Annotated in this window: 27 protein-coding genes; 9 read left to right on the top strand and 18 right to left on the bottom strand. The window is 38.1% G+C overall.

The window, feature by feature from the left end; genetic code table 11:
* Positions 1–15: 15 nt before the first annotated feature.
* The 9 genes from ACW6NC_RS04110 to ACW6NC_RS04070 form a co-directional block, all read right to left on the bottom strand.
* Positions 16–855, bottom strand: coding sequence for a hypothetical protein (locus ACW6NC_RS04110; RefSeq protein WP_457863901.1), 840 nt, complete (start codon positions 853–855; stop codon positions 16–18).
* A 10-nt stretch (positions 856–865) separates the two neighbouring features.
* Positions 866–1,264, bottom strand: coding sequence for a hypothetical protein (locus ACW6NC_RS04105; protein WP_037314326.1), 399 nt, complete (start codon positions 1,262–1,264; stop codon positions 866–868).
* A 74-nt stretch (positions 1,265–1,338) separates the two neighbouring features.
* The gene (locus tag ACW6NC_RS04100; RefSeq protein ID WP_156101173.1) at positions 1,339–1,587 is read right to left on the bottom strand and encodes a hypothetical protein; all 249 of its coding nucleotides are present in this window, start codon (positions 1,585–1,587) and stop codon (positions 1,339–1,341) included.
* Positions 1,588–1,991: 404 nt separating this feature from the next.
* Positions 1,992–2,264 carry a thioredoxin family protein gene (locus ACW6NC_RS04095; protein WP_457863900.1) on the bottom strand — a complete coding sequence of 91 codons (273 nt, stop codon included), beginning with the start codon at positions 2,262–2,264 and terminating at the stop codon, positions 1,992–1,994.
* Between the two features lie 158 nt (positions 2,265–2,422).
* Complete coding sequence (locus ACW6NC_RS04090) at positions 2,423–2,797, bottom strand: metal-sensitive transcriptional regulator (protein ID WP_208225765.1); 375 nt, start codon at positions 2,795–2,797, stop codon at positions 2,423–2,425.
* Between the two features lie 62 nt (positions 2,798–2,859).
* Positions 2,860–3,066, bottom strand: coding sequence for a GDCCVxC domain-containing (seleno)protein (locus tag ACW6NC_RS04085; RefSeq protein ID WP_457863899.1), 207 nt, complete (start codon positions 3,064–3,066; stop codon positions 2,860–2,862).
* Positions 3,067–3,079: 13 nt separating this feature from the next.
* Positions 3,080–4,426, bottom strand: a complete 1,347-nt coding sequence (locus ACW6NC_RS04080; RefSeq protein ID WP_457863898.1) for a dihydrolipoyl dehydrogenase family protein — start codon at positions 4,424–4,426, stop codon at positions 3,080–3,082.
* Entirely contained in the window at positions 4,427–5,050 is a 624-nt protein-coding gene (gene merTP / locus ACW6NC_RS04075; RefSeq protein ID WP_133549886.1) for a mercuric transport protein MerTP, read from the bottom strand.
* A gap of 1 nt (position 5,051) precedes the next feature.
* Positions 5,052–5,417: an ArsR/SmtB family transcription factor gene (locus ACW6NC_RS04070; protein ID WP_093406103.1), complete on the bottom strand. Its 366-nt coding sequence runs from the start codon at positions 5,415–5,417 to the stop codon at positions 5,052–5,054.
* 700 nt (positions 5,418–6,117) lie between these two features.
* On the opposite strand from ACW6NC_RS04070, the gene ACW6NC_RS04065 reads away from it, so the two are divergent.
* From ACW6NC_RS04065 to ACW6NC_RS04030, 8 genes are all read left to right on the top strand, one after another.
* Entirely contained in the window at positions 6,118–6,462 is a 345-nt protein-coding gene (locus ACW6NC_RS04065) for a single-stranded DNA-binding protein (RefSeq protein ID WP_037317165.1), read from the top strand.
* Positions 6,463–6,540: 78 nt separating this feature from the next.
* Complete coding sequence (locus ACW6NC_RS04060) at positions 6,541–6,990, top strand: JAB domain-containing protein (protein ID WP_037317162.1); 450 nt, start codon at positions 6,541–6,543, stop codon at positions 6,988–6,990.
* Between the two features lie 662 nt (positions 6,991–7,652).
* Positions 7,653–8,054: a BfmA/BtgA family mobilization protein gene (locus ACW6NC_RS04055; RefSeq protein ID WP_457863897.1), complete on the top strand. Its 402-nt coding sequence runs from the start codon at positions 7,653–7,655 to the stop codon at positions 8,052–8,054.
* A 12-nt stretch (positions 8,055–8,066) separates the two neighbouring features.
* Positions 8,067–9,098, top strand: coding sequence for a MobB family relaxase (gene mobB / locus ACW6NC_RS04050; RefSeq protein ID WP_457863896.1), 1,032 nt, complete (start codon positions 8,067–8,069; stop codon positions 9,096–9,098).
* Between the two features lie 11 nt (positions 9,099–9,109).
* Positions 9,110–10,699, top strand: a complete 1,590-nt coding sequence (locus ACW6NC_RS04045; RefSeq protein ID WP_457863895.1) for a type IV secretory system conjugative DNA transfer family protein — start codon at positions 9,110–9,112, stop codon at positions 10,697–10,699.
* Between the two features lie 62 nt (positions 10,700–10,761).
* Positions 10,762–11,526 (top strand): DUF6088 family protein, encoded by a 765-nt coding sequence (locus ACW6NC_RS04040; protein WP_457863894.1) that lies wholly within the window; start codon positions 10,762–10,764, stop codon positions 11,524–11,526.
* Entirely contained in the window at positions 11,526–12,503 is a 978-nt protein-coding gene (locus ACW6NC_RS04035; RefSeq protein ID WP_133549880.1) for a nucleotidyl transferase AbiEii/AbiGii toxin family protein, read from the top strand. Before ACW6NC_RS04040 ends, ACW6NC_RS04035 begins: the two co-directional genes overlap by 1 nt.
* Before the next feature lie 239 nt (positions 12,504–12,742).
* Positions 12,743–12,823, top strand: coding sequence for a hypothetical protein (locus ACW6NC_RS04030; protein WP_349254648.1), 81 nt, complete (start codon positions 12,743–12,745; stop codon positions 12,821–12,823).
* A 29-nt stretch (positions 12,824–12,852) separates the two neighbouring features.
* Here ACW6NC_RS04030 and ACW6NC_RS04025 read toward each other — a convergent pair whose 3' ends face one another.
* The 8 genes from ACW6NC_RS04025 to ACW6NC_RS03990 are packed head-to-tail and all read right to left on the bottom strand — an operon-like array spanning position 12,853 to position 19,806.
* Positions 12,853–13,686, bottom strand: a complete 834-nt coding sequence (locus ACW6NC_RS04025; RefSeq protein WP_457863893.1) for a DUF4138 domain-containing protein — start codon at positions 13,684–13,686, stop codon at positions 12,853–12,855.
* A 10-nt stretch (positions 13,687–13,696) separates the two neighbouring features.
* Positions 13,697–14,674: a conjugative transposon protein TraM gene (traM, locus tag ACW6NC_RS04020; protein ID WP_457863892.1), complete on the bottom strand. Its 978-nt coding sequence runs from the start codon at positions 14,672–14,674 to the stop codon at positions 13,697–13,699.
* Between the two features lie 11 nt (positions 14,675–14,685).
* Positions 14,686–15,300 carry a conjugal transfer protein TraK gene (locus ACW6NC_RS04015; protein WP_457863891.1) on the bottom strand — a complete coding sequence of 205 codons (615 nt, stop codon included), beginning with the start codon at positions 15,298–15,300 and terminating at the stop codon, positions 14,686–14,688.
* Positions 15,301–15,351: 51 nt separating this feature from the next.
* Positions 15,352–16,194 carry a hypothetical protein gene (locus ACW6NC_RS04010; protein ID WP_457864079.1) on the bottom strand — a complete coding sequence of 281 codons (843 nt, stop codon included), beginning with the start codon at positions 16,192–16,194 and terminating at the stop codon, positions 15,352–15,354.
* Between the two features lie 2 nt (positions 16,195–16,196).
* Positions 16,197–16,778, bottom strand: coding sequence for a conjugal transfer protein (locus tag ACW6NC_RS04005; RefSeq protein WP_457863890.1), 582 nt, complete (start codon positions 16,776–16,778; stop codon positions 16,197–16,199).
* 11 nt (positions 16,779–16,789) lie between these two features.
* Positions 16,790–19,210: a TraG family conjugative transposon ATPase gene (locus tag ACW6NC_RS04000; RefSeq protein ID WP_457863889.1), complete on the bottom strand. Its 2,421-nt coding sequence runs from the start codon at positions 19,208–19,210 to the stop codon at positions 16,790–16,792.
* Positions 19,197–19,481 carry a hypothetical protein gene (locus ACW6NC_RS03995; RefSeq protein ID WP_457863888.1) on the bottom strand — a complete coding sequence of 95 codons (285 nt, stop codon included), beginning with the start codon at positions 19,479–19,481 and terminating at the stop codon, positions 19,197–19,199. Before ACW6NC_RS03995 ends, ACW6NC_RS04000 begins: the two co-directional genes overlap by 14 nt.
* A 37-nt stretch (positions 19,482–19,518) precedes the next feature.
* On the bottom strand, positions 19,519–19,806 hold the full coding sequence (locus ACW6NC_RS03990; protein WP_133549867.1) for a hypothetical protein: 288 nt from the start codon (positions 19,804–19,806) through the stop codon (positions 19,519–19,521).
* 182 nt (positions 19,807–19,988) lie between these two features.
* Here ACW6NC_RS03990 and ACW6NC_RS03985 point away from each other — a divergent pair, with 182 nt between their 5' ends.
* Positions 19,989–20,654 (top strand): N-acetylmuramoyl-L-alanine amidase family protein, encoded by a 666-nt coding sequence (locus tag ACW6NC_RS03985; RefSeq protein WP_450104929.1) that lies wholly within the window; start codon positions 19,989–19,991, stop codon positions 20,652–20,654.
* A 47-nt stretch (positions 20,655–20,701) separates the two neighbouring features.
* Here ACW6NC_RS03985 and ACW6NC_RS03980 read toward each other — a convergent pair whose 3' ends face one another.
* The gene (locus ACW6NC_RS03980) at positions 20,702–24,454 is read right to left on the bottom strand and encodes an nSTAND3 domain-containing NTPase (RefSeq protein WP_133549763.1); all 3,753 of its coding nucleotides are present in this window, start codon (positions 24,452–24,454) and stop codon (positions 20,702–20,704) included.
* Positions 24,455–24,465: the final 11 nt, after the last annotated feature.

Here is a 24,465-nt window from a genome sequence, read left to right as displayed (position 1 = left end):
TTAAATTTATTTATACTATAACCAATAACTTAAATTAATGGATACCCGATAGTTTTCTTTGATTGCCTTTGGGGTTAAATCCTGTACCACTGGAAACAGCGCTCCGAAAGAAATACCCCAAGCCCCGTAAAGTCCTAAGAATGAAGGTCCCACTAATACTTTTTTGCTACGTTCGTCTGTAAAATTTTGTTGACCGGTATATTTATTGTCTCCTGGAAACTCGACTAATGATTCAATAAAAACCCGCCAATCGGGTTTAGGATAATCCCCCATAAAAACATCGGGACGATAACCTATCACCATGCTTGCATAGGGTAAATCGCCTAATTGCTGGTTGTCCTTTTCAAAATAATATTGGTAACCGCCACCTAACCAGGCGTTCCAGGTACGTGAGGCATATCCCGTAGAAATGGCCCCATGGATAGAGTTCCCTACATTCACCTGTCCGCGAACATCCTCAGTAGGGGCAGATACACCTAAAATTGCTGTGGATTCAAACCTCTTTCCTACCCCAAAAGCATTTGAAAAAAAACGATACCACAAAGCAGCCTCGATATCTCCATTGGAAGGCATCATACTATTTCCACGGGTTCGTGGAGCATTTTCCAGACGCTCAATCACAGTAGGAGTGGTAAGGGTAACCTGTAAATCTTCCGTAATGCCATAGAAAAATGTATACCGAAGCATATAAGAGGCATCGTCTTCGGTCGCTATACTCATTCCGGCAGCGCTCATGTTTATACCGCCTTTCGCCAGAGTGGGCGTCTGCAAACCATAAATAGGGCCATGTCCTTGGGCTTCTACTTGATACAACGTCAATAATCCTATACCCAGGATCAAAAAATATGTCTTCATTTTAATTATATTATAATTCTAAAAATTTTTGAATGGGAAAAAGTAAATAGGCTGCAAAAAGTCCAAAGAGATATAACACAAAGGAAAACCACAAGATCCCTTTGCTCCATTTAGCTGCTGTATCACAAGCCGTTTCATTTCCGTCTTCGTCTATTTCACAACTCTGCTGCCGTTTTCTTCCGTAGAAAAGCCAAAAGTTAAAGCCAATCATTACCCCGGCAATCAAAAAAGTCCAGCTTTTATAGCGGCTCAGGCTAAACAACCAGGGAATATCTGAAGCCAGGCCGGCCACCACAGCTCCCATTCCCAGAGCTACCAATAATGATGGTAACGCGCAACATAAGAGTGTGGAAACGGAGGTGAATAGCGATCCTATACTTACAAAATCTTCTTTTATTTTGGCAAACATCTTTATTTTTTTAAACAAGGGATTAAATGTACACCGGAAGCCCGGGTAGTATCCAAACTTCTAGAGGCTTTTTTTTATAGGTGGTTGTGGATGAGAGATTGGATAGTATTTTTCCCTACTTTATAATCCCATTTATAAAAAAGGAGCAACTTTTTAGCCGCTCCTTTTAAAAAAAATTTCACATTTTTTTTAAGCTGCCATTTCTTTACAGCTTTCGGCACAGGTTCGACATTTTTCTGCGCATTGCTGGCAAACTTCACTGTCAAACTTTGCACATTCATCAGCACAGGCTTTACATAAGTCGGCACAAATTCCGCAAACACGTTTTGAGTAATCAGACTGGCTGGCTAATAGCTGGACGCACGCACTGCATAAAGCAATACAATCCAGACAAAATTTGTGGCATTGTTTCATGTCGGGTTCCCCCAAATGTTGGTCAAGGCAAATTCTCGCCGCAGAAATGCAGGCGTTGCAATCATCGATACATTTTTGCATTTCTGAACTTAATGGTTTCATAATTTAAATGGTTTTAGTTACTTCCAGATTTGCTCGGAAATCAGAAATAAAAGATTAAGAGCCGAACCTCTTTTCAAATATCGACTCATAGCCCGGGGGATAGGCAAGCCGATTAATAAAGATTTAACATTTTAATTTGATTAAAAAAAAAGGCAGCCAAAAATGGCTGCCATAAAAAGTTTCAGATTTTAATTTCAGTACGATGGTTTTGCTAACTGGCTTTTCCTATTCCTGATTCGATAAGTTTTTCTTTGCTTATACCATTTTTTGTACAGCACTCAAGCAATTTTCCATCAACCGCCACCGAGGGAATTCTCTTTACACCGTACTCCTGCACTTTGTCTATACAGGTTTTATCCTCATATTGTTCCACCAGGTTATAGGTGGTAATCTCGCAACTATCGCAGGACAACTCTTTCACCATTTTTACAACCGGATCACAAACCGGACAATTTGCCGTAAATATTTCTATTTGTCTTTTCATTTTTTTTTGAATTTAAATTAACAATCAGTTTTATCCTTCTTATTAAAGAACAATCCAAAGATAAGAGCGGAACCGGGGTGGTCTCCAAATAAAAAAACCTGCTTTTTTACGACAGATTTTTATTAGTATTAAAATTAAATGGAAAATTTTTGAATGTTTTACTCTGATCTATTTTCGGAAATGTAAGATTCCAGCCTTCGTTTAAGTTCATCAATCTCCTTCATTTTATCGGTAAGGCTGTTAAGCTCAAGGTCGGGAAATTGTTTGCGAATAAATTCAATTCGCTCTTCATTACCGCAATTACCGGGACAGGCTTCCACAGTTTCTGAAATTTTGATCGCCAGCGCTTTGCGGTACACTTCATCTAAAAGAAGAAAATGCGCCTTATCAAGTCCTTTTTGCGCCGCTTTGAACTGGATCAGAATCTTTTCTGGATCTTTATTTTCATCCAGCATTTTTATAAGTCCGTTAAGCTGGCCGCTGATGCTCTGCAAGCGAGTTTTTATATCTTTACTTAGATCTCTAGGAATCATACTTTTAATTTTCAGCAAGATACATCTGGAGTGGGGGAGGTCACCAAAAGTATTTTAAATTTTTAGCAGCAATTTGTTCCTTCCTGAATGGGTGGACAGGCAACATTACCATAAGAACAATAAACACAGCAATCACCTTCTTTTGGTTTTAATAAATGATTACAATTATCACATTGGTAAAAAAACTGACAGGCTGTTGTGGGCATTTCCTCTTCTTTTGTGTGTCCGCAACCAGGACATTTAATGGTAGAAACTAGTTCTATTTCCATAATCTATTTGTTTTTAAAGCATATGAGGAATATCCGATGACATAGTCGGATACGTAAAGATCATCGTCCTTAACTCATTGATTTTCATTTTGGTCTTTATTGCCATGGCGAATAAATTGATGGTTTCCTCTGTGTTAGGACCTATTAAATGTGCCCCAAGAATAGTCTGATTCTCTTTATCAATAATCGTTTTATAAGTATATTCTTTAACATTCAGTCTTTTTGCATTGAACCAGCTTTCCGCATTGTTATAATTGACCTGATATTCTATCTGTTTTGATTTGGCTTCTGCTTCGGTCAATCCTACTGATGCCAGGGTAGGTAAAGTAAAAACTACGGAAGGCATTGGTGGATAATTAACTTTTTTCTTGTTCCCTTTGATGATGTTTGATGCTACAACATGTCCTTCCATCACCGCGACCGGTGTAAGGGGCAAGCCTCTGGAATCTGCCGAATCTCCTGCTGCATAAATATTAGGGTTAGAGGTGCTTTGAAGGTATTCGTTGACCAGGATTCCTTTTTTTGAAAAAGATATCCCTGCTTTTTCCAAATCTAAATCAAAAATAGCGGGAGGACGACCGGCCGAGTTAAAGACAGAGTCAGTCCTATAAGTTACCTCTTTTCCATTGGATTTTCCTGTTACTACAAAATGATCTTCTTTCTTTTCAATTTTTGAGACTTCAGTTTCCAAAACCAGTTTAATTCCCAGGTTTTGCGTTGCATTCACAAGATGTTGTACAATGTCATGGTCAAAGTTTTCCAATGGATGATCACCACGATGTAATATGGTTACATCGGCACCGGCCCGCGCAGCGATATGGGCAAATTCAAAGGCAATGTAGCCTCCTCCAATAAATAAAAGTGATTCAGGTAGCTTTTTCAGGGTAAGGAAATCTGTACTTGAAAGTGCTAATTTTCCACCTTCAAAATCCAGTACCCAGGGTTTTGCACCTGTTGCGATCACGAATTTCCCAGCTTCAATAACTTCATCACCTAACTGTAAGGTGTTATCAGATAAAAATTTAGCTGAAGTGTGATAGGTGTCTATGTCTTTATTCTTATATCCTTTTTCAATTTTAGGAGGCATGGCATCGACAAAAGATTGCTTAAAAGCCATAATATCTTCCCAATTGACTTCAGGCACAGTATCTATTCCATTTCCTTTAAGTCTTTGGGCAAAATCACGTACTTCCGTTGCTCCTATAATCACCTTTTTAGGATCACAGCCTCTTAGGGCACAGGTTCCACCGTAGGGAAGTTCATCAGTAATGCCCACCTTAAGGCCTTTGGAGGCACATTTATTAGCAACAGTCATACCTGACATCCCGGAACCTATTACAAATACATCATATTTTTTCATCTACTTCTCTTTTTTATTTTCTGTATCGATTACTTTATAACCAGTTGTATTTATTGCTTTTCTGATTGCGGTTAAATCGACTTTAGTTTTATCATATTCTACCACGGTATTAGTATTTGCGTAACTCGCCTTGACTGATAAAATACCATCTAGGTTATTTACCTCACTTTCTACGTGGGCTTCACAGCCTGCGCAGGTCATTCCCTCAACTTCAAAGGTGTGCTTTATTATGTTTGATTGAGAAACATACACTATATCTTTACTGGGCTGTGTATAAAATATATTGGAATAATAAGGGAAAGCCAGCATCAATCCGGCAAATACTGTTACCATGAACAGAAAATTTTTGGACTGCCAAAAAGATGGTTTTTCTTCCTCATCACAGGCACAATCTATTTCTTCTTGTGTTTTAAGTTTCAATTTTAAATACCAGGCCAAACCAAGAATTCCTATAGTAAGCGCAATCAAATAAGGACGAAAGGGTTCTATCCAGGAAAATGTGGTGACAAGTCCACTACTACCTGCTAAAATTGCCAGGAGGGGAGTAATACAACATACAGAAGCAGTTACTGCAGTAAGCAAGCTAACAAAAGCTGGGCTGTTGGACATATTGGATGATTTCATTTTACGCAGTTTTTTTAACCATTTTAATTGTAGTGAAAACAGCATCAAGTACCGCTGTTTTATCCTTCACTAATGAATAATACAACGTTTGCCCATCTCTTCTTGAAGAGATAAAACCTGCATCTTTAATTTTGCGGATGTGTTGGGATATTGCCGGTACACTCATTTCTAAAATATCAGCAATATCACAAGGGCATAATTCGTCTTCCATATTCAAAAGGAATAAAATTTTTAAGCGTACTTCACTACCAGCAATCGATAGTAGTTTGGTCATATCTTGAAAATTATCATCCATTCTTTCCAAAGTGTTTTTGCAATTAAGAAGTTGTTGATGATCAGCCTGAGCTCTTGTACACGAAATTTCCATGGTTAATCTATTATTTAGAGATCAAAAGTATAATAAAATACGTATTTAAGCAAATTCTTAAATAATAGTTAGTATAAATATTCTGCTTCATACATTTAAGAGATTATGACCACTAATTTCAAAGACCTTCTGGTTGTAAATCGGTCAGCACATTACCGCTTCATTCTGCGAAATGCTCCATTTCGGGTAAAGAGCTTCCCTAAGAATATCTTGGGCATCCTTTTTATTTTCCTAAGATGTATCTGACATATAGTAGTTATCGCTCCTCGTGTAGTTTTATACTTAACGAAGTAAAAAAGGACGCCCGCTAAATCGGAATTCCATTCTTGCTTTTACTTCACTTCCGGTTGTTTCTCAATTTCAGTATTTCCATTTCCTTCCCGGCCGTTGCTGTCCCTACCTTTTTTGTAATGCAAAATACCAATATTTAGAAGTTAGTACAGGTTGCATAAGCCAGTCGTCCCTCCTTTTTATAAACCTTCCCTAATTCTAAATATTGAAAATGTATCAGCATCAAAAAAGGTAACAGCAAACGGCTCTATAGGAAGTAAATCAACAAATAACAATTATGAAATCATTTCAAAACAACATACCCGGAAGCGAAATAAAAAAATTAAAAAAGGAAAACGCTCCGGATATAATAAGTAAATCAATGTTTAATCAACCTGCAAAAAAAAGCAGGTATCTAAATCTTTTAATTATGAGTAATCTAAGAAATCAAGTACAGTTAATCGGAAACGTGGGGAATGCCCCTGAAATTAAAAACTTCGAAAGTGGTAAAAAAGTAAGCAGTTTTTCACTGGCTACCAATGAATACTATCACAAGGAAGGAGAGAAAATTCAACAAACCGACTGGCACAATGTAGTGGCCTGGGGAAAACAGGCACAGCTTATCGAGAAATATGTTGATAAAGGTAAAGAAGTGGCTATCCGTGGCAAACTAACTTCCAGATCCTATGAAACCCAAAGCGGAGAGAAACGATATGTTACCGAAATTTTAGTAAGTGAAATCCTCTTTCTTGGAAATAGAGAAATAACTGATTAAGAACCCAAAAAACAAAGAGGGCGTTCCCTTGGAAAGTTGCGCCCTCTTTTAATTATTAACCCTTTAAATAAGCTAATAATGAAATCCAAAGTTAACGAAATAGCGATAAGCTACAGCGGAAGTTTAAAAACAAATTTGCTTCCAAAAATAACCAGTTCCAGGTGTGCGGCAGAATTAGCCTTTGAGCAATGGAATAAAAATAATATTGAATTGCAGGAAACTTTTAAAATTATACTGCTCAATAATGCTAATAAGGTTAAAGGAATTTATGAAGTTTCTAACGGAGGTATTACCGGAACCCTGGTCGATGTTCGAATCCTATTCGCAGTAGTATTAAAGTCCTTAACCACGGCAATAATTTTATTGCACAATCACCCTAGCGGAACCCTTAGACCAAGTGAAGCAGATAAAAGCCTGACCAGAAAAATTAAAAATGCGGCATCATTTTTTGATGTTAAAGTACTGGATCATATTATTCTTATTCCTGATGGTAATTATTACAGTTTTGCGGATGAGGGAATTCTGTAATTTACCTGGCCAATGCTAACCAGATTTTAAACACTTCTATTTTTAGAGGTGTTTTTTTGGCTTAAGATTTCTCAACGAATCTTAAGCAAAGCAGCTCCAAAAGAAACACAAAATTAGTCTTGTTGGTTGTGCTCAAAAATAAGGAGCATTTCACATTCAGTTCAAGTAAAAAAGGAAAATCCGCTGTTACCTGGATTTTCCTTTCTATCATTAAATGAAAAATTCAAATGATTATAAATATAGAAAAAAAATATTCGTTAAGTATTCTTTGCCTTGATTTTATAAAAAAAATGTATCTTTATTACGCTGATCTTCAGCATTCAAATTTACGCAGGTGTATCCATTTTTAACTTTCGCCGATAACCTGCACATCAAAAAATTATTAATCCGGAAATTTTTTCCGGGAATTGGCAAGTGGCTTTTGACTGTCTATCAGGACAGGCAACAGGTCAAATTGTACGGAATTTTTGTCCCGCGCTGCGGGACGAAAAGGAGTAGCAAGAGGGTAACACGCTACGCGATGTTAAGCACTCCTTTTCGTTTTTAAATAACTGTAAATCAGTTGTTTGAAATATATTGAAATTCCTGGGTTTAAGCAATTTGCAACAAATGCCCTGCCAGCCCCCATTTTTAGGGAAGAATTTGCGACAAATCGGCGAATTATGGATTCATTTATCGGCATCAGGTTCAAAAAGGAAACAGCTAAACGCTTCCAGGAATTTTCAAGAACACACTTCAAATCACACACCGAAGCACTGGAGACAATGCTCGATTTTTTCTTCTATAACGAGATTTCTCCCCACGAAAGATTGGGCCCAACCGGGAGGACTATCGAAGCTTCTTTTAAGAAACGTATTAATGCAGTTATTGCCATTATGCGTGATATGGAAAAAACGCAAACCAAACCCACCGCGGCGATGATCGCCTCACTTTTCCAAACCGAAACATCTCAAAAGAAACCACTCATCCTGGAAAAGAAAATTTTCCGGGAGAAAAAAGATGACGTTCTGCAACCGGAACAAGATGGTAGGGATGATAAGAATTTTTCTGATAATAACCTGTAAAAATTCTCTGCTATGTATATCACCATCACACCTCAAAAGTTAGGCGGGAATTACTCCCAGAGTTCGGCTGGTTTTGTTAGCTACCTCGAAAAGGAAAACGAAGGGCTAGAAGAAGGGGCAAAGGAACATTTCTTTAATCAATATGAGGATGCCATTTCCCCGGAGAAAGTCGTCAAAGAAATTGATAACAATACCGCTAAGCTCAAAAAGAAAGAACCGAAGTTCTATTCCATAACCGTCAGCCCTTCCAAATACGAATTACAACGCCTGCAAAATAGTAGCAAGGATCTACAAAGGTATACCCGGGAACTGATGAAAGATTATTTGGCCTCTTTTAACCGTGAAATAGACGAAAGGCCGATTAATATCAATGATATTAAATATTACGCTAAAATCGAACATAGCAGGAGTTTTAAAGGTACCGACCGCCAGGTTCGTGAAAACCAGCCTTACGCCACTAAAATTCTTCAACTCAAAAGTGAAGTCCGAAAAATAGAAACTGGGCTGATGCAGGGAAGTATTCAAAAACGGGAAAAGGAAATTGAGAAACTGGAAGCACAGGCACCACACCGGCAAGATGGTAAGCGAATCGTACAGGGGATGCCCAAAGCAGGAAACCAAAGCCATATTCATATTATCGTAAGTAGAAAAGATGCTTCCAATTCGGTTAGCTTATCACCGGGAAGTAAATACAAAGCTTCGGAAGTTAATTTTAATGGTAAGACCGTTAAACGCGGATTTGACCGAGACCGCTTTTTTGAAAAAGCAGAAAAGACCTTTGATAAAACCTTCGGCTACCAGCGCAATTTTGTGGAAACCTATACGGCACGAAAGGAATTTATTAAAAACCCGAACCACTATTTTACCGCGCTAATGGGATTACCGACTAACGAAAAAGCACTTGCTTTTAAGCTCATCCGGGAATCGGGTATCCCGATGATGCCCAGTATCCCAACCTCGCAGGCACAACTTGCCCTCAAAATTTTTAACAGGCTTAAGAAAGGGGTAGAAGTAGCCGTTAAATCAAGTTCAATCGGTATTTAATTTTAATTGTTATGGACATAGAAAACCTTTTTAGACTGCTTCTGATCATCGGGCTGGTAAGCATATTGTTCTATATATGTTTTAAGCTGATCAACCGCTTTGCTTTTATTTTGAATTTATTACTAATGGTGGCCCTTGGCATGTATGGGGACCAGGATAACCAGTGGATTCCGGCTTTATTATTCTTGGGGTGTCCGTTGCTGCTGGTCAATACACTGATGTATGTTTTTTTACATAAGGGTGAGGATAATAATAAGATCGATAGAAAATACCAGGTCGGTTTTTCAACCACCAAAGGAAAATTTAAACTGGAGAATATTAAACGCGGTGCTTCCGTTATTGGCTCTGCCGGAAGCGGGAAGACCGAAAGTGTGGTGTATGGCTTTTTAAAACATTTTCAAAAGGAAAATTTTTGTGGGGTGATTCACGACTATAAGGATTTTGAGCTTACCGAAATGGCCTTCCCGCTTTTTAAAGACCGGGAAATTCCCTTTAAGATTATTTCCTTTGATAAGATCCTCCATCGGGTGAATCCCATCGCTCCACGGTACCTGGAGAATGAGGAAAGCGTAAATGAAGTTTCCAGGGTTTTGGTGGAAAACCTATTGGAGCAACGAGAGTCAGGTACCTCGGGGACTACAAAATTTTTTAATGATGCCGCAGAAGGGCTAATCGGAGGACTGATCTGGAAATTAAAAACCGATTACCCGAAGTTTTGCACCCTCCCACACCTTATAGCCATCTACCAGTACTTGGATACCGATAGCCTGATCCAATTTTTGGAAACCAATCCCACTTCCCGTGCAATGGCCGATGCCTTTATCAGCGGTAAAGATTCTGAGCGGCAAACGGCCGGGGTAAAAAGTACCCTGGCCAATGCCCTTAAAAGGATCAGTACCCAACAGATTTTTATGGTACTTTCTAAAGATGAAGTTCCGCTTCATATTAATAGTGAGGAGAATCCATCAGTTATTTCCGTAGTGAACAATCCCAAATACGAAGCTTCCTACTCTCCGGTTATAGCCACCATTATCCATACCATTACCAAACAAATGAGTGTCCGTAATTCCAAAGCGTCTTTCCTGCTCATGGAAGAGGCACCGACACTGCGTTTGCTGAATATGCACCGGATCCCTGCCACCCTAAGAAGCTATGATATCGCTACAATCTACGTAATGCAGGATAAGATCCAAAACGATATGATGTATGGGGATAAAGCCAGTAAGGCGATCCTGAGTAATCTTTCCTACCAGTTTTTTGGAAAGGTTAACGATCCTGATACCGCCAAATACTACGAGCGCTTTTTTAAAATCGTGAAAAAACCTACCACCAGTGTCAACCGCGGGTATAGCCTGGATTTTGACACAAGGGTGACAACCGGGGAGAAGGAAATCCCAAAAATCCGGGCCGATGTCTTTTTCCGTTTGAAACAAGGAGAATTTATAACCTACGCCGATGGCAAGGATAAAAAAATACAGTTTAAATTGCAGAAAATTGGGCGTGATCTCCCTTCGGCTAAAGACCAAAAACCTTATTCCAAAGCTGATCTGAAAGCTAATTTTGAACAGGTGTATAAGGAGGCCAGGTCTATATTTGAGTAAGCGGAATATAGTTATTAATTATTATTCATTTTATAACGTGTCAAGTAAATACTGTAAAAAACTTGACAATTCATATTTTATTTCACTATATTTGTGGTGCTATGAATATTGCGACATCCATAAAGTCTAAAGTAGATCGTATAAACACCGGGAAGGTATTTACCTATGATAGCTTATCTATTCCCCAAACCGAATTTTCTGCTGCTGCAAAAGCTTTAAGCAGGTTAGCTGCAAGAGGGGTGATTAAAAGATATAAAAATGGTATGTACTATAAGCCCAAACAAACTATTTTTGGGGAAATAAAACCAAGTGAGGAAGAATTACTTTATAATTATCTTTTTGAAGATGGTGAGCCAATTGCATACATAACCGGTCTTCGTCTATATAATGAATTTGGCCTTACTACTCAAATCCCTACAACGCTAAGAGTGGCCAGCTGGGATAAGGTGATAAAAACCAAGATTGGAAATTTGGTTGTAAAGCCTGCAAGAAGTTACGCACCCGTATCCAAAGAAACTATTCCTTTCTTGCAATTATTGGATGTAATGAAAGACTTTAAAAAGATCCCAGATTTGGATAAAAAGGAGGGTGTTGATTTTTTGAAGAAAAGAATTAAAGCGCTTTCTGATAGTGGTAAAATTAAATTGGTCGAGTTTGCTAAATCCTATCCTCCCAAAGTGAGGGCATTTTTAGGTGCTCTTCTTGAGGCACTCTCATTTAACGAGGTGGGGGAACCGCTTAAAAACACTATTAATTATTTAAGTAGTTATGAATTCGGAATATCCGAAAATATATTGTCCACCATTTCAAACTGGAAGATCTCCTGATGAATTTACATAATTATAAAACTGCATTTCAGGGAGCTATTGTTGCTACTGCCCAACACTTTGGGATTTCTGAAATCTATGTAGAAAAGGACTATTGGGTTACCTTAGCACTTAAAGAGATTTTTACTAATAAATCAACCAGCCAACTCGCCGTGTTTAAAGGTGGAACATCCCTTTCTAAATGCTTTGGCATAATTGAGCGCTTTTCTGAAGATATTGATTTGGTGGTTATAAAAGAGGAGGGGGAAACCGATAATTCCTTAAAGCGAAAACTCAAAAAAGTCACTGGTGTACTGGAACCTGTGATGACTGTTATTCCCGAACATCCTTTAGAAAACAAACGAGGCAAAATTAGAAAAGTGGTTTATGGGTATGATAAAGTAGGCGTGGAGGGTGCATTTGGCCAGATACGGGATCATATTGTAGTAGAAGCTTCAAGTCTTGGGAAATCCCATCCATCGGAAATAGTCAGTGTCCATTCCCTGATTGCGGCTTTTATTGCCACGACTAATAATGTAGACCTTATCAATGCGTATCACCTTGAACCTTTTAAGGTTACGGTATTAAGTATAGAACGTACATTTTGTGAGAAAATAATAAGCCTGATAAGGTTTTCCTATACCGAAGACCCTCTGGAAGATTTAAAAGATAAGGTTCGCCATACTTACGATTTGCATCAACTTTTACAACAAGATAAAATTTCTTCGTTTTTGAAATCTGATGTTTTTGAAAAAATGTTGCTGCAAGTGGGGAAAGACGATGATAAGGCTATCCCCAATGACAAGGAGTGGTTATTAAAACATCCATCCCAGTCCTTGTTCTTTAGCCAAACAGAAATGGTTTGGAAATCCCTGGGCAAAACCTATTCTGGTTCATTTAGGGAGCTGCTAACCGGAGATCTTCCTGAAGAGGGGAAGGTATTAAAATCCATGATGAGGATTTCCGTAAGGCTAAAGGAAGTGAAATGGGAAATTTAAAACTACCTCCGTTCAAACAAGCCAACAACTAGTTAATATTTAAATTAACAACCTATGTGCTAATCCGGTAACCAAATTACCCTGCAAGAGACCCCGCAAGTCACCCCGCATGTTCAGGATCTCTTAAATGTAATTAATGGTGAAGATAGCAGAAGTGAGTTTCAATACCATTAAGGACTTTCCGATAGAGAAAAATTTAGAAAAATTTATTTGCAACCTGCCCTTGCCGAAGGATTGAAATGACCATTCCCGAGAAACCACAAAGTAGTAAACAGGGTTATAGGCTGACTGTCAGGGGTGCAAAAGCCACAAAAATTTAAAATTTTAAAGTCGGAATTTTTCAATATTATCAATTAGGATCATTAATAAACCGATGGGAAATCTTTAATTTCAAATTCCGTTCTCCGTCTTTTTCATTAAGCTCTAATATCGCCCTCCTTTCTTTAGACAAGGAAAATTTTGGCAGTACATAAACCATTCTTACAGTTTGATTTTTTCCAATCTTGGCCGGCACATTGTATTTAAAAACCGGATCCTGGTATAAACGCTGCAGGGATTTCTTCTTTCCCTTTTTGCGCATTTCAATGGCCAATTTTAAAAAGTTAAGATCATAATCTAGGCTGGATCTATTCTCAATTTCGATCACAAAATAGAGCTGCTTCTTATTAAAAACAATATTCTCAACACTTAAAATAATATCCGTCTTGCGTTTTTTTATGCGGCCTATGCGTTGCTTTTTACTCAGCAGGTAGCTGCAGAATCTGCGGTAATGATCTTCCTTCTTGTTTAAGTTCTTTTGCGGTTTTTTGTCCCTAACTGAATCCTTGACAACTGGCTTTTCCTTTCCGATACTTTGCGCTTCAGGGATAAAATAGTTCAGCCTGGAAAGTTGTTCTTTATACTTCAAAATATAGGAGAAGACAGCTCCATCGGCTCCGATAACCAATAAGTTACTTTCCTTGCCGGGTTTGGCCTGCAGGAGCCCAAAGTGCTGCTGCTTATCCCGGTTATAGGTAAAAACAAAATGCGCTGCTCCAGTAAGCCCCTGGCTAATCGCTTCGGGAAAAAATAGCGCAACATTTTTATGATCGTTGGCGTAGATAGTGTCCAGTTTTTCCTGGGTTTGTGCACTGGTGAAAATAAAAACCAGTAGAGCAGCCTTGGTTAAAATATACTTTTTCATAATGATTGTTTTATTGGTTAGCCATTCCCCAGTTTGATTCAGGTCTGCTGGCTTTGAGAATTAATTTGTAATTATTTAGAATGGTCACTTTTACGTTGCGGTTATTTCGGCGAAATACTTTGCTTATCCCGGTGACCTGGGGTACACTTGGGATATTAATATCACCGATTACATCATCCAGGACTTCCGTAGTTACTTCCGCCCGGAAATTATTCTCGATGTAGATACCTTCGCTACCATCTTCAAGGTCAAAGGCTTTTAGGCTAGTTTGATGCTTATTGATATTTTCAATCTCAATCAGGACACGATTAGGCTGAAAACTAACAAAACCAAAAACCGGGGTGTTTTTGGGAATAAGTTTATCACCAATCCTGGCAGGCTGCGAAAGTCGCATCCGAAGCCTGGAGTTGGCTTTAACTACCTGGGTACCATCAACCATCACGTTAATTTCCTTATCTGTATTGCTGGTAGTACCATCTTTAGGTGCTTCGGGAGCAGAAGCAAAGAATAATTGATGTTCCAATCCCATTTCTTTGGCTTCGATTTTTCGCGCTTCCCCAGTATCTACTTTTGGTGCTCTTTCTATTAGTGAGGGGCTGTTATTCTCCGATGGACTGGTTTGCGGGGTTTGCTTGAGGTTTGCGATTTGTGCTTGCCGTGCTTTTCCCAATTCATAAATACTATCGATCTTGCGCTCTTTTTCTTTTTCCAAAAGCTCGGTATCGTAATAGCCTAAAGAATCCAAGAACGTTTCATCATAAATACTTGGCGCATTCTTATCCCGAACTTCTTTGAGGTTATCAATAGCCTCCAGTTTGGACTCATAGGTTTCCTGGCTTTCTTCTTCAAGATCAGGGATCTCAGTTTGCCGGAGGTTTTCCTGGTGCTCTTCATCCTCCCCGGTGATCATTAAGGTATAGGTGACAAGAAAAATCACAATGACCACCAGGACGCTAATGAATACGATTTTGTTCTTTTCAATTTTCATCGGTTCTAATTTTAATTTTGTGAGGGTACTTTTCTTAAACTGTTTTCGAAATAATCCGTAATGAGGAGTCCGTGAGGGTTATGGGGAAAGTGACGATCTACGATGAGTAATTTTCCCGTGCTTACTAGTTCATAGGTGTCTACTATATTGCCGCGGTTGATTTCAAAAATAACAGTGGTTTTAAAATGGTACGATTCCTCCTTTTCTTCGAGCTGCGAATCGATCGTTAATATCTTTTGGACCAGCGAGTACTGCAATAAGCGGTTGTAAACCCCTTCGGCCTTTTTCTGCCTGTATAGGTTGTCTACAGAACTATTGCCCAGCCATAATGCTTTTTCCAGGTTTTTCTCATAGTTGCTGGCATCAATATTATAGAAATAGGTATGAAACAGCTCCAAATGAGCCAGGGCTTCTACCTGGAAGTTTTCTTTTTGGGTCACCAGCTTTAAGGGAATGATGCTCCCATCGGTATTGATGGCAAAGGCGCTGTTTAATGCCATATTCCGTGTGGAGATGGCCATCCAAATGGCAAAAACACTGCAGCCCATTGAGCAAAGCACTACGGCCAGCACGATAAAGCGGTTGAGTTTTAATATCAAATAGATATTTTTATATGGTGTTTTCATTTTTGAACTATATTTTTCAATGACTAAATTGGTTATATCGGTTGCTGCTGATTAAGTGGTGAAAAGTCTTAGGGTAAATGAAATGGCCCGCCGGTAGAGTTTGAATTTTAAAAACACGATAAAAACTATCGAACCCAGCTCTACAACCGGTGCAAAAAAACCGCTCCCGTAATCCGTACCGAATAGGTTTTCCCAAAAATTGTTGTTGATCTCCGTATACAGAGCATTAATAAACACATTAACCAGGAAGAATGCAGGCACCAGCATATATACTGCGGCATACAGCCTGAAAAAACCATAGGCCATCGAGCGAAACTTTTCAAATACCGCCAGGCTTAGTACCAGCGGAAAAAAGGCCTGCATAATACCCAAGAGGAAATAACGTTCCGCAAGGAATAAGGGATAGATGAATAAATCCAGAATCCATAGAAACAGGCTAATTAAAAATGCAAAGGTTTTAAAGCCATATAGTGGTGTGACTAAGGCCTCATAGAGTAAAGCCATAGCTTTACGCATCGCCCCCATAGGGGAGACATCTTCCTCGATGGGGATCTCCTGCATCTGCAGCGGAAGAAGGGCAGGGGCTGTATCTCGGTACTGGTTTTCAATAGCCACAAGAATATTGTCAAAGAAGCCCAGGATTTGCGTTGAAAAAATAACCAGCAGGACCACCGCAAAGTTCTTGGCCAGATCTGCGGGGGAAAGCCCCCAGGTATAGCCCTGCCTGTCGGCTATGCCTTCATTATACTTTTTAAGGATGTTGACCAAAAAGAAGAGCACCGCCAAGGTCTTCATGCCGACAATGGTATACCGAGAAAATTCGCTTTCCTGGATGGTTTGGAAAACACTATCGATATATTCGACTCCTACGGCCAATATAATTACCCCTTCCATCATCAAAAGCCTGTTTCCCGGTTATTAATCCTGTCCTGCATTTCCCGAAAAGAAATGATCTCTCGGTAACGCTTGGTCTTTAGCCGCACATCGGTGACCATCTCTTTCGACTCGAGTTCTTTTTGCTTTAAAATCTCCGCCCGCTCGGCATCACTCATTTTTAAATGATCACTTGATAAAATCTCATCGATAAAGCTTGCGGTTTCCAGGGAGTTATCTACCACGTCACTGAAGGATTGGGTCACCCTGCTTATTTCGTTGGGTTTGATATAAGGGGAATTCAAGATATCCCGAAGGTCATCCTGCATTACCGCAATAAGGCGTTGGTTGTTACGACCTATCTCACGAACGGCTTTTAAATCCTGTACCACGCTATTGACCTTCTCAATATTCTCTTTCTGTGCCTTTAAAAAGTTGACGGTCTTGACCAAGTTAGCAGTTTGCTTGGCCGATTCCACCAGGGATTTAACCAGGCTGACAAAGTTCGTATTATCATACACCGGCATCCCCTGGCAGGCAGCGCCTGCAGGCAAGCATAAAGCTAAGGCCAGTGAGAGAACCAAGGTTTTGTGTTTGTTTTTCATATCGAATTGTTTTAATTGTTAATTAGCGTTTCGGCCTTCCTGATGAATTCCTTGATTGCCTTTTCCATATTTTTGGTTTTTTTATAAATGGCCATTATGGCCTCGTTTTCGGTACCGTCGGTGAGGTAGGCAGCATAGACTTCGGGTGGTACTTCCAGGCGGAAAATGTTGCTTTCCTTGCCGATCTTAATGAAGATCTCGGTGTACTTGCGCTTGCCGGTCAAATTATTCCTGATCGATTTCAACTGGTTGAGATCGTGCCTAGAGAGGCTCAAGCGCCTGGCCAGTTCTTCATAACCTTTTTCATTATTCAGGCTGTAAATTACCTGGGTGTTTTCCAGGATGCTTGAGGAAGTAGCATTATTAGGAAGTTGGTTTATGGATTGTAAGATAATTCCAATGGCACCGTTCTGTTTACGAATGGCCTGGTAGTAGAATTCCACGCTTTCAAGGACATTGTCAAACTTGAGTTGCTTGGCGAATTCATCAAAAAGGATGATTCCCTTTTCTGCCCTGTTTTTCCAGATCGTACGCTGGATCGCCGACTTGATAAGTTTGAGCATCACCGAGAGGATCTCTTTATTGTCCTTGACTTCATCGAGTTCAAAGACAATCAGCCGCTTATCTTCTATCTTGTAAGTTTGATCTTCGCTAACTTCAAATAAGAAGCTGTATAGACCATCGCCGACATACTCCGAGAGCACGTGCAAAAAGTTGGTAACATTGAAGTAGTCGGGATGGATTTTAAGGGTCTCCAGTAGCTCATCTTTTCGCTGCTCGATAAAATGATAAAAACTATCTAAAGAATGGTTTTCCTTTGTGTTTTTGTAATAGTAACGGAGGATCTTTTTAATGGCTACGGATTGTGCTTTGGTAACCTTATCATTTGCAACAATGAGTTCTAATAGAAACACCGAAAGATCTTCCAACCGTTCAGGGCCTACATCATCGTGATTGGATATATAAAAAGGATTGATGCCTAAGCTCTTGCCACTCTCGTAGCGTAAAACGGTGTATTTTTCGGGATAGAGCTTTGCGAACTTGGTATAAGAACCTCCCAGGTCGATAATTACCAGGCGTACCCCGTTTTCAAAATATTGACGAAGTATGTTATTGGCCAAAAAGGATTTCCCTTCCCCGGTAGGGGCGAAGATGGCAAAATTGCGCGCCTTGATGCGTTTCTTTCCCTCATCCCAAACATCTTTTAGTACGGGGATATTATGCTCACGGTCATTAAAAATGATACCTGTAGGATCCGATTTATAATTGCTGTTATTGATAAAAAGGCATAAGGCATGTTTTAGATCGGTGACATAGAGATCTTCATCGGAAAAATTGGAAGAGAAGCAGCAGTAACTGTTCAGTAGGTAATTCTTACGTTCCTCGCCTCGTGGAGCGTAAGGGGTAATATCCAGTTCCTTGAACTCAGCCTTAATTTTAGAGGCAATGCCTTCCAAATTACGGGGATCACGATCCCAAAAGATGACATTAAGATGGCCACGGATGATCCGGGCATTATCATCGCTATTAATCCTTTCCAGGATTTCCTGGATCTTTCCAAGAACGACTTTGTTTTGAGAGCCAAAGTTAGAACTCTTGCTGAGCTCTTCTACTTTTTTATCCAGTAGCTTGCGCCACTTGTGTTTATCATCCAGGTAGAGTACCTGGTTGACTATATGGTTTTCTCTTAAATGAAGCCCCAACCCATCAATAAACCCCTGGTGAAATACAAAGTCATCAGATGTGAATTTCTCATTGGTTTTGCTCGACTGTACCCTTTCGCCAAAGCACAGCTCGCTATTGATAGCCAGGGCATCAAAATAATTGTCCCCCGTTTGAATATGTTGTTTTTCGAGTAGGATATCGGTATCGAAACCATCATTGAAACCATTGAAGTACTCGGAAGTTAGGCTGGTGATTTCTTCTGGTGGTATTGCTTTTATAGAAACCTTTCGGCTGTTAGCAATAAAGGAAACACAATCGTTTACCGAGCCGATAAAGCTTTTAAGGTTGGCATCCAGTTCCCTGACAATTTCTTTGGAGACTTTTCGAAAAGGGTTTACATATTTGGAGTTGTTTAAAGCTTTGTTCCTGGTCAGGGTAAAAAATATTAAAGAGCGGTGCGCTATATACTCCCGATCTTTAAAATAATCACTGGTGGCCTTTTCCAAAAAGGTTTTGTTTGGAAGTGTCGTTGCAGTGAATGCTTTCTTCTCATAAATATCCTGCTTATGCACTACTGTACCCACCGGCAGGGACTTAAGCGCCTGAAACCAGGTGGCGTGCAGGTCTTCAAAATCTTTTTCCGATAAGGAGTAAATTTCAGGCAGGTCAAGCCGGTAACATAGGACGATGTTACCGTTTGGGGCAAAAACAACATTGTCCCGAATATCTGTAATAGGCCAGTGAGAGGCGAGGTTAATCTTTTTCATAATGGATACCTGAGTTTCTTTTATTACTGATCATTTTTGGAAATGCCCCGGTCATCTGTAGAAATTCCAGGAGCCGACTGATACGGTTTAACCCGATATACAAGAATGCATTAAAGAGCAGGGCGCTAATAATCACACCCAGACTGAAGGAGAAAATGATCACCAGTAGGGACGCGATTATCGAAAGCATCATTAGCGCGAATAGGGGAAGGGGAAGCCCAAAGATTACCGCACCTTTTCGAATGTTCCTATAAGGTTCATACTTTTTCATAACTGTTCCTTTATTTTTTTAAATGTCGCTTAGCGACTTAAACTACAATGGTGATCAAATAGGTGAAGATTCCCACCACAGCGCCTGCGATAAGAACAAAGACCAACACCCGGGTTATTCCTTTTTTGAGGTCGGAGTTTTCCCCAAAGAAGTGGCCGGCATTAAAAAGGAACCCGACCAGGAAGATTACTCCAAGGATGATTGGAAATATATTCCTTATAGTATCGGAAATATCGGCAACGGAATCTTCGATCCCACCGATTTGCGCAAAAACGCTCGTAGAAAGCAACGATAAAACAGTTGCCATAGAGATAGATTTTTTCATAACTGAAAGTTTTAAGTTTTGACTCGTTTTCGTTATGAGAAAATTAGAAATTTAATGTCTTAAATAATTGAAAATCAGTAAATTGTGAATAAAATATTATTTATATAAGATTGATTTTCAATGATTTCATTTGGCATTAAATTTTATGGGATTATAGAAGGAGGTGGTTAATAACTCGGAAAATGAAAATGAAAAAAGTGCTCAAAAACGTCAGTTTTATGATTTTGCTTCTGAATATGTGCATCATTTTTAGACAGGAAACTGGATTAAAAAAAAGAATAGTAATTAATGTGGGTCAGGGTGGAAAAGATTCCGGTGCCATCGGAATAAATGGAATTAAAGAAAAGAATGTTGTGTTGAATATTGGCTTGGAAATTTTAAGGCTCAACGAAAAGTCAGAGGCACCATTGAATTTATACTTGATTCGGTATAACGACACGCTTATTTCATTATCGGATAGAACAAAACTTGCTAAAGTTCTGAATGCTGACTTGTTTCTTTCGTTGAATTGTAATCATTCTCATAATGCTATTGCAAGGGGGATCGAGGTGTACGTTGGAGAAACTCACTCTGAATATTCAAAAGAGTCTGTTTGGTTTGCCTATCAATTGCAGAATCAAATTAAAAAGCATTTAGGCTTTGATAGTAGGGGCTTGAAGTTTACTAATTTTCAGGTATTGCGGGAAACGATTAATTATTTTCCTTCGGTATTCGTAGAATTGGGGTTTTTGAGTAATGGAGAGGAAAACGGTTATTTTCAAAAGCCTAAGAACCTTCAAGTTTTGGCATTCGTGATATGGGAAAGTTTAATCAAAAATTTAGAAAGTTATGAGAGAATTGGGAATTGAGGTGATAAAATGTATTCGCAAAATAGTACTAGAAATAATAGGGCATATTAGAAGTCGGAAGGTCTTATGAATTTTTGCATTCGCTCATGTTCTGCGTGATTATGTTCTGATTGAATTATCTTTTTTATAAATGCTTTGATTGGAATGATCTCAATCACCATTTTGGATTTTTCGACTATGGCCAGAATCCTTTCCCACCTTTTTGCGTGTAATACACCCCAATTAACCTCACCCATTTGTACTCCTGGATTTCCTGGCCAATCTATTTGTTTGAAAAATTCTACATTGCTATTTAAATCAAGAAAGAAAAGTAGTAATTCTTCAAATTTATCATTGAATTGCTTTCTGATTATATCAAATATGACTTCAATCTGTTTACGATTTTCTTGATTATTTGTAATATATGATTTCAAGAAATTTAAGGCGTTTTTAGACTGTATTGTATCCAATTCATTAAATAATACGGATACGGAATGACCACCCAAACCAAAATAAGGTTCTGCATCTACTAGAAATTCGATTACAGCAGATATTTCTTTAAATCTATCTGAAGTGTCCCATATAAATCCAATTTTCAAATTGTCATTCCTACGCCCCAAATCATATTTCGAATAGAACACGTTGAAGAAATCAAATAAGAATTCAGGATAGGATACATAGAGGTTTTTAAATCCTTTCTTTTCATAATCAAAAGTAAAACTGGTCTTACCTAGTGTGTATTGCTGAAAATATAGTTTGCTCATTAGAGCGTAATCATCCTTAAGTTGATCAAAGCCATCCGTATATGGATATTCTGAGGTTCGTAAATTAATCCCTTCCTCAATTTTCTGCGATATAATATATAAAATTTCTTTTATGGCATCCGTTTTAACCAAGTTGAACTTTTTGTATTCTTGAATATAGAGATATGCGTTACAGTCGATGCTCTTAAGAGTGGATTTTAAATTATCGTAATAATTATTGTTGACGAAATCCGAAGGGAGTCGTTCGAAAAAAGTCAATTTCCAATAAATGGAATTCTCACCGCTCCAATTTTCTAATATGCTCCAGAGTTTCTTAGAGTTTAGTTTGGAACTTTTTACAATGACACTAATAGTTCGGTAAAGGCATCTAATCTTATAATTCTTGTTTAAATATTCTTCTAAAAGTTGCAATCCTATATCTTCGTCTTGCAAAAAATTTTCTTCGAAAATTACCTCTAGCGACTTTTCTATCTGCGAATGATTTCGATCAATAATTGCCTGAGAATTATTTATACAATCAAAAAAAGCAGGAAAATCATTAATTGATTGAAAGGTGAAATTCTGTTTTAAATCATCTGACTTTACTCTCTCATATTCACGCCAATCTTCAAATTCATATTCCTCTTTGTCCCTGAACCTATTCCAATCCAATTTTCTAAAATTTTTGTAGGCTTTTGTATTAAATGCAGATTCTAATTCATTAAAAATCTCCCCATCAATTCTATCTTCATTTGTTAATGATATTGATAAGTCATTTGCCGAATGAGATTCAATAAATGATTGGGGGGAAAAATTTTCTAGAATAAAAGGTATAAGAAACGACAGGTCATATTCCAATAGCTTGGGAGTTCTTTTTCTATATCCAGGGCGAAAATTATTTATTGATTTAATAACCTTGCTTCGGTAGTTGTCAAATAAAGTAAAGAGCGTTTTCCAAATTGTAGCCCTTAGTAATTCTATTTCTTTAGTCTGAGGTATAGGATAATCGTAAAAGGTAATTGTGTGTTTTCTTCCACCGTGTACTATATGAAATGAATGTTGAAGAAATGTTTCGGAAACAGCAAAAAAAGCTATACAGAAATGCTCTTTTCCTTTGGCAATTCTTGAACACATAAGTTCTATGAATTTACTTTGGCGGGCAAAGCCATACCGTTCGTCACGTTCATCGAATAAAAGAGTTTCCCGAATCCTTCGAATGAATTCTGGCAGATGTTCTGGCTTCTTTCTTATATATTCAAATGCCAGTATTACTGCGGGTTCAAAAGATTCAGTTTGATGGCGAAAGAATCTGGTTAGAAAATCAAGAGTTTGTTCTTTACTATGTACAAAATCATTCGTTTCATATTCTGTAAGATATTTTGGATTCTCTGGCTCCGATAGATTATTTATTTTCTGCCCGAAATAACTTAATACGTCTTCAGGTTTATAAAACCAAAATTGGTCCAAAAAAGTCAAAGTTTTGTTTTCATCATTTTGAATTCTTACCAAATATTTATCTAGTGCAGGATTTATTTTTGAAAAAACCTTATCGTATCCAAAAGAATTGTTGGCTGGAATTATTGTATCGGTATACCTATGTTTGTAACCATCAAAATAGTTAAAGAGTAATTTGTCAAAAGATAAGAGACCATCTTTAATAAAGACCAAGTAGAAAAAGTATGTGGCCATTACCTGTTCAGATATCCGAATGTGGTTGTATTGAACTTCTACTAATTCTTTTTTATGCAATTCCTCTACAGCTTCATTAAATTTATAGTAGTCAATCTCAAAATTCTCTAAAATCGTTTCAATTACATCTTTGTCTTCCCTATTTATTGTGAAAAAGAATGAAATCAAACCAAGAACTTGCATCTGAACCTTATTCTGAAATATATCTAAGTCTGAAGTTACATTTTTAAAATATGTATCATAGAGCTCGGTAACATCTCCTGCTAAGAATTCATATTGTTTATCGAGTGCGATTTTAGCACCCATTATGGCTAGTCTTGCATTGCCATCGGATAATTCGACGATTTTCTTCTGATACTTAGAATTCTGAATACCAAATGATTCACTTTCAAGTAATTGAACAATCTCTTCGTCTGAAAATTTTGGAATGTCAATTGTTTCATTATCAAAAACAAACGATTCTTTAAGAATGTCTGTTAAGGCATAATTTCTGACAGTTAAAACTAATTTAATTTTCCCTTTTCGGACTTCTTTAAAGACACCAAAAAGTTGTTGTAGGTTTATAAGTTGTCTGTTAGCATCATCTACAAATAAAATGTAGTCATTATCCTGTTGTAATTGTATTTTTAAATCTTCGTAGATATCCACATCCTTTTTAACAATAACATAGGGAGTATATGAGGTATTCTGCTCTAAAAACTGGTCAATTGATTTAAGAGCAATCTTTGTTTTTCCAACTCCTGCGGCTCCAGAAATAATTACGAGGTCTGATTCATTAATCGCATCATTTATCTGTTTCAATTCATTTTCACGATGCAGAAATACGTTATCTAGTGGAGTAGATAAATTATTCGCTTTGTTATTGTATTCTGCTATAAATCCTGAAAGTGTTTGTATTTGTCCTGTTTCTAATTTTATGTCCAAAAATTCTCTAGCGAGGAGGAGGTATTTGGAGAGTATTTCAAGAGCTAATGTATCGACTCCAATCAATTCCAGTTTTATATTTTTGGATTGAGCATATTCCTGTATTTTAACCTCTTGGGCAGTTTTTAATCTTCCGTTAAAACAAATTATAATTCTGTCTATTTGTTTAGAGGCAACTTTGGTAATTGATCCGTCCAAACACTTATCAATATCCTCTTTCATTTTTTCTGGTAATGAAGAAGATTGCGTTGTGTGTTCAACATAACCCAATTTATTGTTAGACAAACGGATAAATGAATCCGGCGTACCTTTTACGGTTTTCTCTTTCCCAAATTGGCTGCCAGTACGTTCAATACTTGTAAATTCTCGCTCTCTTAGGACTAAGTATGTATCGCAAAGATTTTGAAATCTTGCACTGTTTATTTGGTGAAGTCTATTCTCAATATCTTGAAGTCTACCAGACATAATATTCAATA

The sequence above is a fragment of the Salegentibacter profundi genome (genome assembly GCF_054121475.1).
Note: the sequence above shows the minus strand (reverse complement) of the source record. Positions and strands in the feature narration are given on the sequence as shown.